Raw genomic sequence first — 12,149 nt, forward strand, 5'->3', positions numbered from 1 at the left:
GAAAGATGAAGGGTATAAAATAATCCGGTGCCAGATATGAATTAATTTACCAAACAAGATTTGGCGGTATAATTGCTTCTTATTTACACTTAATCGATGGGAAGATATCGTAAAAAAGCTGAAAGACGCATTTATCATGATAAATTGCTTCCTTTATCCAGACTGGAAATGCTAATTTAATGAGCCGTTATCCAGCATAATGTCCAAGCAACAATAGATAACAGGAAAAAATGTGAAATATTTTCTGATTTTATTACTGGTATTGGTGATCTTTGTCATCTCAATGACTCTTGGATCAAATAACGATCAGAACGTTACATTTAACTATCTGATTGCTAAAGGGAATTACTCTGTATCTACACTTTTGGCTGTATTGTTTGCTGGCGGTTTCGTGTTAGGTTGGGTTCTCTGTGGATTATTTTATCTTCGTGCTCGTTTGTCATTAGGCAGAGCTGAACGCAAGATTAAGCGACTTGAAGCGCAACTGGAGCAACCTGTTGAACCTTCGGTTACTCATTCATCGCTTGCACTTAGCAAGGAATAAACTCCTATGTTAGAGCTGTTGTTTCTGTTGCTTCCTGTGGCCGCTGCTTATGGCTGGTATATGGGGCGCAGAAGTGCTCAACAGGATAAGCAACAAAATGCTGATCGCTTATCACGAGAATATGTTGCCGGGGTTAACTTTCTCCTTTCTAACCAGCAAGATAAAGCCGTGGATCTGTTTCTTGAAATGCTTAAAGAGGACAGTTCTGCTTTTGAAGCGCATTTGACTTTGGGGAATCTATTCCGTTCCAGGGGAGAAGTAGAACGGGCTATCCGTATTCATCAATCTCTTATGGAAAGTGCTGCTCTGACATTTGATCAGCGTTTGCTTGCCACGCAACAATTGGGCCGCGATTATATGTCTGCGGGTTTGTATGATCGGGCTGAAAATATGTTTGCTCAATTGGTGAATGAAAAAGATTTTCGGCAAAATGCGTTTCAATCATTGCTGACTATTTATCAATCAACCAGTGATTGGAAAAAAGCCATTGATATCGCAGAGAAACTGGTCAAATCTGGCAAACATGATTTACGGGAAAAAATTGCGCATTTTTATTGTGAACTCGCTTTACAGGAGATGAGCGGTGATGATCTTGACGAGGCTATCGGTTATCTCAATAAAGCGGTTCAGGCAGATAAAAACTGCGCCAGAGTTTCTATCATGTTGGGGCGCCTGTTTATGGCCCGGCAAGAGTACAACAAAGCGGCGGATGCTTTAAAATCTGTTCTTGAGCAGGATAAACAGTTGGTGAGTGAGGTGTTGTCTATTCTCCAGGAGTGTTACCAGCATCTGAATAAGATTGATGAATGGGAAGATTTCCTGAGACGTTGTGTCGAGGAGGATTGTGGGGCAGCGGCCGAACTTTTGCTGGCTGATATTGTCGAGCAGCAAGAAGGGCATGAAATTGCGCAAATTTACATTAACCATCGATTAGAGCGTCATCCAACCATGCGCCTGTTTTATCGCCTGATGGATTACCATTTGGCTGAGGCAGAAGAGGGGCGGGCAAAAGAAAGCATTATCTTGCTACGGGACATGGTTGGTGAACAAATTCGTACCAAACCTAATTATCGCTGCCATAAGTGCGGCTTTACTTCTCATTCACTTTATTGGCACTGCCCATCATGTCGTTCGTGGGATTCAATTAAACCGATCCGTGGATTAGATGGTCAGTGACAGTGTCACCATAATATTGCTTTGTTAGTTAAAAAGGTTAAAAAATGACATCTCATACCTTAACATCGTTTGGTAGACAGATTAGCTCGCCTGTCATTGTTGCTTTAGATTACGACAACCAAGATGCGGCGCTGGCTTTTGCCGACAAAATTGATCCACAGGATTGCCGTCTGAAAGTAGGTAAAGAGATGTTTACCCTGCATGGTCCGCAGTTTGTTAAATTGCTGCATCAACGGGGTTTTGAAGTATTTCTGGATTTGAAATTCCATGATATTCCTAATACCACCGCCAGAGCGGTAGCCGCTGCTGCTGAGATGGGGGTTTGGATGGTAAACGTACATGCTAGTGGTGGTGCCAGAATGATGACCGCGGCGAAAGAGGCGTTGCTACCTTATGGTCATGATGCTCCGTTGTTAATTGCTGTCACGGTATTAACCAGCATGGAACAATCGGATCTACAAGGTATTGGTATTGATATGACACCAGTGCAACAGGCTGAAAGGTTGGCAAAACTGACTCAGGCATGTGGGCTGGATGGTGTGGTTTGTTCCGCGCATGAAGCTCAGCAACTGAAAAAGGTTTGTGGTCAGAATTTTCAATTAGTGACTCCGGGAATTCGTCCGACGGGCAGTGATGCGGGCGATCAGCGCCGTATCATGACGCCAGAACAGGCGGTATTGGCTGGTGTTGATTATATGGTTATTGGGCGTCCGATTACCCGTGCCGCCGATCCTGCGGCCACATTGCGTCAAATTAATCAATCTATTGCGGGAGTGATTAATGCAAGATAATAATTCGCGGTTGGTCTATTCCACAGACATAGGGCGTATTCAGGAAGAAGTGGTTAAACCTCAGCGTCCAAAAGGAGATGGCATTGTTCGTATTCAGCGTCAAACCAGTGGCCGTAAAGGAAAAGGGGTTTGCGTGATTACCGGGATTGATGCTGATGATCAGACACTAGTTGAGCTGGCGGCTGAATTGAAGAAAAAATGTGGCTGTGGTGGTTCAGTCAAAGAGGGTGAGATCGAAATTCAGGGCGATAAAAGAGATTTATTGAAACAGTTACTTGAAGCTAAAGGTATGACAGTTAAATTAGCGGGTGGTTGATAGAAGGGCGGATATTCGCCCTTCATTTATACCCTTCATCTTTCAAGCTGCCGCTTTGTTGGCTACTTTCACTCACCCCAGTCACATAGTTATCTATGCTCCTGGGGATTCGTTCACTTGCCGCCGCGCTGCAACTCGAAATCTATTAGGTATATTTCATTCCTGAGTCTAATTATTGGTAGCGTTTTAATATATTTATTAATAATATTCCTAAGCATTTAAATTAAAAAAATTCACAATAAAGAGGCAAGGTATATTATTATAAATATTCTATGGGAATAATTTGTTGATATTATTTTTTTCCTCTTAAAAATAAATTTCAATTTTTTAATTGAAATAATAAACAAGAAACGGTAATGTGAAATTTAATATTATTTCTTCATTTCTCTGATAAGATCATTATTTAAGGTTGTTCTCATGTATAAATGAGCAGTTTTGATGATAAAGGCGATGAGTATTATAATTACTTTTTAAATCATAGAGATAATAATTTAAATCCATTTTTTTAGTAAAGAGGTTGACTATGGAGAATGATCGTTCTACCATGAAAAACATGGAAGGTGAGCAAGCGCCCAACATCAGGGAAAACATGTTGGATGTTGTTGAGGAATTGATTTACACAAGGGGGATTGCAGCGACAGGTATCGATCTGATAACGCGCACGACAGGTTCTTCACGTAAGACAATTTATCGTTATTTCGGTACGAAAGAGGGGTTGGTAGAAGAGGTTCTTCGTCGGCGAGATGAGCGCTGGATGCGGTGGTTTACCTCGTCATTAGCCGAATATAAAACACCTAAAGAGAAATTGCTGAATATTTTTCTGGTATTACAAAGATGGTTCGCAAGTGATGATTTTAGAGGATGTGCATTTATCAATACATCCGGTGAACGCCCTAATCCTGATGATCCTGTAAGAGTCATTGCTAGGGAACATAAAGAGAAAGTTTTTACTTACGTGCTTTCTATTTGTGAAGAAATATCGCCAGATTCATCAGCGGATTTAGCCAGAAAATTTTTAATTCTGATAGAAGGCGCTATTACAACGGCTCATGTAATGAATGATAGAAATTATGCTTTAGAAGCAATGAATATTGCTAAGGCATTGCTGAATAAATACGATGTGAGTTAATGGAAAATTTAATATTAGGAGACAACATGTCTGATACAAAAGAAATTCGCCAGCCGGTACCGCCATTTACCCGCGAAACCGCTATTCAAAAAGTCCGTTTAGCGGAAGATGGATGGAATAGCCGTGACCCTGAAAAGGTTTCGTTGGCCTATTCATTGGATACCCATTGGCGTAATCGTGCTGAATTCGTGCATAGCCGTAAAGAGGCTCAGGGTTTATTAACCAGAAAATGGGCGAAAGAGCATGAATATCGCTTAATTAAAGAACTTTGGGCGTTTACTGAGAATAGAATAGCGGTTCGTTACGCTTATGAATGGCATGACGATTCCGGTAACTGGTTTCGCTCGTATGGTAATGAGAATTGGGAGTTTAACGAAGATGGCTTGATGTACAACCGCTATGCTTGCATTAATGATCTTCCGATAAAAGAATCTGAACGCAAATTTCATTGGCCTTTAGGCCGCCGTCCTGATGATCACCCTGGATTATCTGAATTGGGATTGTAATTTAATCGCAGTATAAAGCCGTAGGTTTGGCTGCCACTCTTTTCTGGTGACGGCCGGGACGCTGCCGATGTGCGGTACTCCCTGCCGTCAGATTCTGATTAACAGAAGAATCCAGAAGGTTCGTCCCCTGAATTTATCGTTTGAGGCAGGACAGATTTCGGTTAATGCAGTTCGTGACCTGATGAAGTTCGTCAGCGGGAATATCATCAGTTACATTCTGTGCAATATGAGCGAAGTCGGCGGCGACATCCGCTACTTCATCAATGATGGTGTTCATTCTGGCCGGCATGATGCCTGCATCTTTGGCAACCTTAAGCAACATGGTGCGGGTGATATCCGTTCCGTGGCCGGTCACCGAGGTTTGATGTTGTCCGCCGGGGCCGTCCGCAAAGGTCAGATCATAGGCGGGGGAAACGACCCACTCATTGCTTTCATTCAAAATGAAGGAGAAATTTTTCACATGATCATCGCGATTATGCATCAACACGTTGAACACCATACGCCGGGCCTGGATTTCTCGCTCAACAACAGAGCGTGTGATGGAGCCAGTCGCCCGTAAGATATTTATGTAATCCATACAGGGTAATCGGAAGTCGGCATGTAGGGCACCGGCCATACTCAGTACTGGCACTCGCATTCCATTCTCACGATCAAACCGCCGGACACCGAAGGCAGCGAGTTCTCCTTCAAGGCGGAAATAGCGACTTGTGGGGAAATCAATGCCCGCCATTCTGGCGGTACAGGCATACGCTGCTTCAAGGGCACAGACCCAAGGATTTTCCTCTGCTGCGGGGAATTTGACCAACCAAGGCTCACTCCCTGGGAACGCAGTCGTTTTCATCTGGCCGGTGGATGGATTATATTCTACCTGTGCTTTTGGTCTGGCTCCGTGAGGCGAGCCGCCAAGTAGGAAAAGTTCACGCAGTGCCTCCGAGTCCTGACCAGTTACTTCCTGACGGATCTGCTGAGCCAGCCCGGTCAAATTCAGAATACTATATTTGTCTTCCTGGTCGTCTGGTAAAGGCAGGGCAGGTTGGTAAGTCAGAGCTCCCATCGTGTTATCGCTGAGCAATGCCAGGCGTTCCAGAACGGAAATCCGACCAGGATCGACATGATTACGGCGAAGGAACCGGTCCATAAGCAGCCGTCCCCACCCATCTGGCAGGGAATCTGCGATGAAGCCGGGGAGCCAGTCCTGAAAGTATTCAAAATTCGCGTAAGTATCAGCGGAAAGTGGTAGTTGCAGAGGCGAGAATTCGATACCGCTATCAAGAGCTTTGTCGGTGTACTCAAATAAATAGCGGCCATGCCCGGTACTTTCGGCCAGATGACCCAATACCCACTGTTCTCCACGACCGTTGTAGATCACTTGTAGTTGGCCAAGTGATCGGTACTGAAAGTTTCGCGTCGTCATTTTTTTGAGTCTCCTGATTGATGAGCGCGGCCATTGCCGGAGGGCTTCCGGGATGAACGTTGGGTTCGCCGGGCGCGCTGGCGAACCGGCGCTTTCATGGCTTCGAGTTGAGCAATGCTGGCCGGTTGTAGCATAAACAGGGACTTAATTTCGTTCTCCAGCCGCAGAGCAAAGGCGACCTTCATAAAATTCTCAAGCGTGCCCCGCCCGCTGCCTTCAAGTTTTTTGAGCGCCGAGACGGAAATACCGCTCCTGAGTGCTAGCTCTGTCTGGAGCATGTTACGCCGTAGCCGATGTTCCCGGAGGCGATGCCCAAGTTCTGCCAGCAACTCCGATTCGGTATAAAGCATTAGAGCCACAAACACATCTCCTAAGTTTGAATTTGGTAGTTAAGAGACTTTATTATACCTCTTATTTTACCAAAACCTGATATGAAAGAAGAAAACTTTAAGAGCTTTATATAAGTCTCATAAAGGTATTTAAGATACTTTAGAGTTTTATATGAACTCTTTATAAAAGAAATGCTAGTGAATGCCTGACTTGTAATAAGTTATCTACATCAAGGCGACCCGACTACCGGGAGAGGATCTGATATATTGCGGCGAAATGTTTCCTCATGTTGTGTTGGCATGGTTAGATCTCCTATGGAATGTGTACAGCAATATTTAATTTTCAACGAATAGTTTGAAATAAATAAGGCGAGAAAAAATTCCTCGCCTCAATTTGGTGTTTCAAGTAATACAAAGAGACCTTTTAATTATCCAGAACTTTTAATTATCCATAAATAGGAAAGGGGCTATACCAACGATTTTTTCTGTTATGAAATTATGATGCAGATTGACTGCAATAACAGAATAAATTATTGCTCCGTCTGGCGTGAGTGTCACCGATCGTTTTGAACGTGAAAGAATCACCGTTGGTTGTAGTTTGGGTTCATAACCACCGCCAAGGCCGGTATCATGTACTGATTTCATGTTCATTCTATTCAATTCTTCACGACAGGCAACAAAGGTTATTTCATCATATTTTGCCATCCGTTTGTCGGTTCTCAGTAGAGTAAAAATATCGGACAATTTTTTACGATTTCCAGCTTCTGGGCTAACCAATAGTGCATCATATTTATAGATATTTGTACTGTCTGCTCTATTTTTCCATATTGCCGCCTTCACCTCCTCCTCAGGCATTTTTTCATAATATTTGATACCGTAATTTCTCACCTTGCCATGATTGGTTGTATTGGCTTCTACTCCAGTGGCTAGCCGATAATTTTCAATATCATCGGCAGCCATATTCTGAATATCGTTCACGGTAAACGTTTTATCACCTATTTTTACACTGGCCGCACCTGCTTTATTGCCTGATTCTATCGTTGCATAAGGTTGTATCGTAAAGCCACTATTACCCAATGTGACATCAAAAGGCGAATTTAATGGATTATCCGGTGCTTCTAATAATGTCTGATCGTGGGGACCAAGAAATTGAATCGTTTTTCCCGTGGGGACTTGCGTCGCTGCACTATCAGAGAAAAAATATCCATGTGAACTCAGCATCAATTTATTCGCAGGTTCATTAGGTACTGTCCATAATTCGAATGCACCCCCAAGCTCAATTTTTTGCGGTTCAAATTGAGGATATTCTTTTTGTAAAAGCCCAATTCTGGATTGTGCTTTTGTCTTTCTAAAATCACCTGTTCCAATGTCTTCTTCCGGTTTTTTATTAGTTTTTCGCCATTCCCTTACTCTATTTCGATAATCGGTAGCTGATTCTCCGGGCATTTTTTCAGGTTTTCCATCACCTACACCCATGACATTACGGTGTGATTCATTGGTGCTTATTCTCGTGCTTGTTAATGGGATTTGACTATCGCCTTTACCATAATAAGGTTGAATAATATACTCGCTTTCACCTTTGAATATAGCATATTCCGCTCTGAATCTATTTTCTGTCAATAAAGCCGAATTATTTTCCAATAAATAGTTAGAATCACTGAAATCAAATAATGTATTTTTATCGTTGGAGAAATATTTTGTTCCCACAATACGTGACTCTTCCAGCAAAGAAAAACCGCCACTGACTTTTTGATCAATCATTTTATTATCGATAGAAGTAAACCATGTTGGGTAACGATTATAATAGATATGTAGCATCTCATGATATAAAGCGACAGCAGGTTCACGGGAACGCCAGGGCTCCTCGGTCAGTTTCTCTTCTGTGCCAATCAGGTGATTCTCTGGATCAAAGGCGATACTGCTACCGGCGCTATTACGGGCATAAAATTGACCATTTTTTTCGCGTACAATGGCATCCATCGTCGGTGGTTGGATATTTAAACCCTGTTTTTCAAGTTCCTGAATAACGATATTTCCGGAAGGAATTTCACTTATTTCATCTAGTACGTGAGTGACTTGATTAATAAATAGATCATTACCGGTTATTGTGATCCCGACAGGAGGAATATCTACACGATTACCCTCTATCGATGTGTATTGTATTGTTTTTTGGATATTACCCGAAGAATATTTTGGCATAGGTGTGCCAGGTATTTCTTCAATGGCTAGAGCGATTTTATTAATCTCTGGTGCATTAGGTAATTGATTTTCAATGGGATAGATTTCCCGCAATAAATAAGGTAGTTCGGTTTTGATAGCATTAATTTTTTCAGCCGAAATACTGAGATTATTCTGTAATGGCAAGGTGACTTCACGTATCCAGGCTTGTTGGATATTGACTACCTTTGTGTTGCGTAGGGCTTCTTTATTTCCAAGTTTTAGCGATTTTTCAAAGAAATGGGTTAATGTGTCAGTAATATCTGATAGTTTATCGATATCATACTTTTCATAATTTTTGAATGCGGTATTGATATGAATAAATGCATCCAATATTTTATCGTTATTAATATTACTGCGTGCTGCTTCAAGTTCCTGAACTATTTTTTTACTTTGTTCCAGGATAAGAAGTTTATTGGATATATCGGTATGAGTGATCCAATGTCCATTTTTATCTAATTTCACCGCAGGCCAGTAACTAAATTGTTCTGGATAAGCCGGGTTGGCTACGCGCCAGGTGTGGTTTGCTTCATCCCATTTGACTTGATAATTCGCACCAGATTCCTTTATATAGTAGTTCTGTTTAATTGCTGTTTCCGCATTAGTGGGGCGTATTGAATAAATCCCTTTATATACTCCCTCATTTGCATGAGGTACCATTCCGTCGAGTGAAATATTGCTGACTTTCCATTCATATTTAAGTTTACCAAGTCCTCTGGTACTTTTGCTAAAAATATCAGCGAAACTTTTCTCAAGTTTAATGCTATTTTTTATTGCACCTACTGCGCTTACGACGCCTCGGTAAGTTAAGGTCAGCGTTGATCTAATAGGTAAAGGTTCAATTAAATCGATTAATCCGCCGAGCAAAATACTAGAAGATTGGCGCAAGGTGATGATGCCATGCTCTGGTAATGTTCTGATAACTGCTGTAATTAAAGCTCTCCCAGTCAGACCGGCTTGTCTGAGGCGCAATGTGGTTTGTGTGACTTTTGCAGCCATTGATTCAGTTAATGACATACCCAGGGTAGCAACAACTAACAGCACATTCGCTGTATCAAAGACAATTGAGCCAATATCCTCTCCAGTTAATTCATATTCACTATCGGTTGTTGCTTTATAGATAACATTATAGAAAGGAATAAGAATAGTTGCTGCTATATGCCACCCAGAAGTAATATCCAGTGCTTGTTTACTTTTTATTGCAATATCATTTAAACCTTGCTGTATTATCGTTGCGGTAATAGAAAGTAAGTTCTCTTCTTTATAAAAATTAAATTTAGGTGAACCTGTGAAGCTAATTCCTGAATTCATTCCTGAAGTTATACCGTAATAATCATTCCAAAATGCGTCGTAAGAATATTTATATCTGTTTGTTTCTGAGAAGCCACTCAAGGTTTTGGCCCGCTCAGAGCCAATTGGAAACAGCCTTTTCCCAGTATTGACTATTTGATTTTCCATAAATATTCCGATGCCTATCATAATTTTTCGCTCAATTAAAAATAGTGCATTAGGTCTGGACATAGCACGTAAGGTGGGCTGGCTATCAACTTGTTGTTGGGAATATTTTCTTGCTTTCACTCCTCCTTGTATTGTTGAGACAACCAACCAATTACCCTGATACATTTTTATCATGGCGACATTTCCCATGCCCTGTTCGACTGAATAGAGAAAAGCTTCTTCTGGTGGATTAATAATCTCTTCGGCAGTTAATTGAGCAACCGGAGATGAAAGTATTAATTTACTAAGTGAAATGGATTCATAATGACTGTATTTGTTTTTATAAACATTAAATTGTTCATTAAAATTATATTGTGAATCAAATTTATCTCTCTTTTTGAAATCGATAAAAGAAAAGTATCCTGCTGGCTCTACGTTACTTTTATTGAAAGGATTAAGTTTTTGCTTGTCATTTTCAAATAATTTTATTGTTTCTAATGTGGAATAGTTAAATGCTTGCTCCACATTGGCATGCTCTTTTCTCATTTGATAAATGATTGCTGCTGTTAAAATAATACAGCCTTCCATTTCAATATGTTTTGATTCTTGAGAAAGAACATGATCAGTATCATAGTGAATATTATGTTTTTTAAATAATAATTCAGCCTGATTTTGGGAAAAAAGGATATCGCGATAATCACCATGACCTTGAGTCATTTTTTCGACTTTAGGGACAATCTGATATAATAGAGCACCTAATGAAGATAAGACTAATAAATGATACTTAGCAGCTTGTAGAGTTTGTAGTTCAAGAATATCTTTCTGGTTATATTCGGTACGATGTTGTTTTTTTAGTGCTACCTCTTCTTTGGCTAGTAGAGCTAATAGTATATCATCGCCAATACTGATACTTTGGTTTGTTTCTGGATGAATAATCGGAATGCCTGGATTAATATTATTAGCGGAAATTAAATTATTTACCTTTTCAATACCTTTTTTATAGGATTTGAAAAGATCTTCTTTATCTTTGATTCGTTGATTATAATCTGATTTTTCTTTATCACTTAACGCTATATTGCCATCTGACATAAAAGTTAGCAATGCATCAGAATAGACCTCATCATCGATCTCTTCGGTAGAAAATGCCTGACGATATATTTTCAGTAAAGGTTCTTCCGCGTTGATACCCAGTTCCTGCCATATATCGATTTTAGTTTGATCTGAATCTATTTTATCTTTATTTATGCTTGCTAATTTTTCATGAATTTCTATTTTTGATATTAAAATATTGATTGCTGTATCGATATCAGGACTATCATAATTCTTTATGAAAAAGAGGTTGAATATATTGTTAATGTTATTCAGCAAATCAGAATATTTTATTTCGGAATATTCATTGAAAACGGCATTCACAGCTTGTTTTAAAGTCTGTTGTAATTTAGTTGAGTATTTATTATAAGAAAATAAATTTTCTATGATATATAGACTTACTTCTTTAATATCGGAGGTTATCCAGGTTGGATAGTCTTGATTGCCTTTTAACAGGGAAATAAAAATATTATCACTGTTTTTATCATCTTTTTCCTTATATTTCCAATATTCTCCATTGACCACGGTATATTCATTTTCTTCTGATTGATAGGCATCGTTTTTATTTACGATATCATATTCAAAATGTGACATATAATCCTCCAAGTTGATTAAATTTATTATTTAGCTATATAGCTACCGCATCCATCTGATTTATAGAAATGACTGTTCATATAAAAACATTATTTTTTGATTTTAGCGTCACAATCGTAAGGCAGGGTAATTATAGTTGATCTCAGTTAATATCAAATATCAATTAATAACATTGTAAAATTATTAATTAGTATAACTATATATAAATATTTATTTATAGTTTTTTATAATATGGTTAAATATAACACAATGTATCCATTGAGGAGTGAGCTGAAAGGTCTCTGTGGCTAATACGGGATGTTTATTACAGGCACTCTATAGCGAGTAGTAAACAGTAAAATAGTCAATGTTTGTAAAGAAGTGGAAAGGAAAATGTTATCACTGTGTGTGGGATATTGCTAATTAAACGTTTTGATTGGAATGCAGCTGTATATTAGAGGGATATCGGTCATTTCTTGAGAAACCAGAACAATTCGGGGCTAAAATGTTATTTTTTGATCATTAATATTAAAAAAATCCCTAACAATATTTGCCAGAGATTTTTTTATAAAATACTATTTTTATGTTTGATTAATGGAGATTTATTCTTTTTTACTGGGTCTTAATA

Annotated in this window: 9 protein-coding genes; 6 read left to right on the plus strand and 3 right to left on the minus strand. The window is 39.6% G+C overall.

Annotated elements, in window-relative coordinates; all coding sequences use genetic code 11:
• The first annotated feature begins 232 nt into the window (after window positions 1–232).
• The 6 genes from KZ793_RS09820 (at window position 233) to KZ793_RS09845 (ending at window position 4,462) form a co-directional block, all read left to right on the plus strand.
• Window positions 233–544, plus strand: a complete 312-nt coding sequence (locus KZ793_RS09820; RefSeq protein WP_225815169.1) for a LapA family protein — start codon at window positions 233–235, stop codon at window positions 542–544.
• A 6-nt stretch (window positions 545–550) separates the two neighbouring features.
• Complete coding sequence (gene lapB / locus KZ793_RS09825) at window positions 551–1,720, plus strand: lipopolysaccharide assembly protein LapB (protein WP_225815170.1); 1,170 nt, start codon at window positions 551–553, stop codon at window positions 1,718–1,720.
• Window positions 1,721–1,764: 44 nt separating this feature from the next.
• Window positions 1,765–2,511 carry an orotidine-5'-phosphate decarboxylase gene (gene pyrF, locus KZ793_RS09830; protein ID WP_225815171.1) on the plus strand — a complete coding sequence of 249 codons (747 nt, stop codon included), beginning with the start codon at window positions 1,765–1,767 and terminating at the stop codon, window positions 2,509–2,511.
• Window positions 2,501–2,827 carry a stress response translation initiation inhibitor YciH gene (yciH, locus tag KZ793_RS09835; RefSeq protein WP_225815172.1) on the plus strand — a complete coding sequence of 109 codons (327 nt, stop codon included), beginning with the start codon at window positions 2,501–2,503 and terminating at the stop codon, window positions 2,825–2,827. The genes pyrF and yciH overlap by 11 nt, the downstream gene beginning before the upstream one ends.
• Before the next feature lie 523 nt (window positions 2,828–3,350).
• The gene (locus tag KZ793_RS09840; RefSeq protein WP_225815173.1) at window positions 3,351–3,956 is read left to right on the plus strand and encodes a TetR/AcrR family transcriptional regulator; all 606 of its coding nucleotides are present in this window, start codon (window positions 3,351–3,353) and stop codon (window positions 3,954–3,956) included.
• Between the two features lie 26 nt (window positions 3,957–3,982).
• Window positions 3,983–4,462 carry a nuclear transport factor 2 family protein gene (locus KZ793_RS09845; protein ID WP_225815174.1) on the plus strand — a complete coding sequence of 160 codons (480 nt, stop codon included), beginning with the start codon at window positions 3,983–3,985 and terminating at the stop codon, window positions 4,460–4,462.
• 133 nt (window positions 4,463–4,595) lie between these two features.
• On the opposite strand, the gene KZ793_RS09850 is transcribed toward KZ793_RS09845, so the two are convergent.
• From KZ793_RS09850 to KZ793_RS09860, 3 genes are all read right to left on the minus strand, one after another.
• Window positions 4,596–5,876 (minus strand): type II toxin-antitoxin system HipA family toxin, encoded by a 1,281-nt coding sequence (locus KZ793_RS09850; RefSeq protein WP_225815175.1) that lies wholly within the window; start codon window positions 5,874–5,876, stop codon window positions 4,596–4,598.
• Complete coding sequence (locus KZ793_RS09855; RefSeq protein WP_225815439.1) at window positions 5,873–6,226, minus strand: helix-turn-helix domain-containing protein; 354 nt, start codon at window positions 6,224–6,226, stop codon at window positions 5,873–5,875. Before KZ793_RS09855 ends, KZ793_RS09850 begins: the two co-directional genes overlap by 4 nt.
• A 420-nt stretch (window positions 6,227–6,646) precedes the next feature.
• Window positions 6,647–11,542, minus strand: coding sequence for a putative adhesin (locus KZ793_RS09860; protein ID WP_225815176.1), 4,896 nt, complete (start codon window positions 11,540–11,542; stop codon window positions 6,647–6,649).
• Window positions 11,543–12,149 lie beyond the last annotated feature (607 nt).

Source organism: Photorhabdus antumapuensis (genome assembly GCF_020387775.1).
Classification (GTDB): Bacteria; Pseudomonadota; Gammaproteobacteria; order Enterobacterales; family Enterobacteriaceae; genus Photorhabdus; species Photorhabdus antumapuensis.

What these genes read in the sequence shown, in the direction of transcription:
- lapB (WP_225815170.1), top strand. Translation starts at nt 551, where the DNA reads ATGTTAGAGCTGTTGTTTCTGTTGCTTCCTGTGGCCGCTGCTTATGGC.
- pyrF (WP_225815171.1), top strand. Translation starts at nt 1,765, where the DNA reads ATGACATCTCATACCTTAACATCGTTTGGTAGACAGATTAGCTCGCCT.
- yciH (WP_225815172.1), top strand. Translation starts at nt 2,501, where the DNA reads ATGCAAGATAATAATTCGCGGTTGGTCTATTCCACAGACATAGGGCGT.
- KZ793_RS09840 (WP_225815173.1), top strand. Translation starts at nt 3,351, where the DNA reads ATGGAGAATGATCGTTCTACCATGAAAAACATGGAAGGTGAGCAAGCG.
- KZ793_RS09845 (WP_225815174.1), top strand. Translation starts at nt 3,983, where the DNA reads ATGTCTGATACAAAAGAAATTCGCCAGCCGGTACCGCCATTTACCCGC.
- KZ793_RS09850 (WP_225815175.1), bottom strand. Translation starts at nt 5,876, where the DNA reads ATGACGACGCGAAACTTTCAGTACCGATCACTTGGCCAACTACAAGTG.
- KZ793_RS09855 (WP_225815439.1), bottom strand. Translation starts at nt 6,226, where the DNA reads ATGCTTTATACCGAATCGGAGTTGCTGGCAGAACTTGGGCATCGCCTC.
- KZ793_RS09860 (WP_225815176.1), bottom strand. Translation starts at nt 11,542, where the DNA reads ATGTCACATTTTGAATATGATATCGTAAATAAAAACGATGCCTATCAA.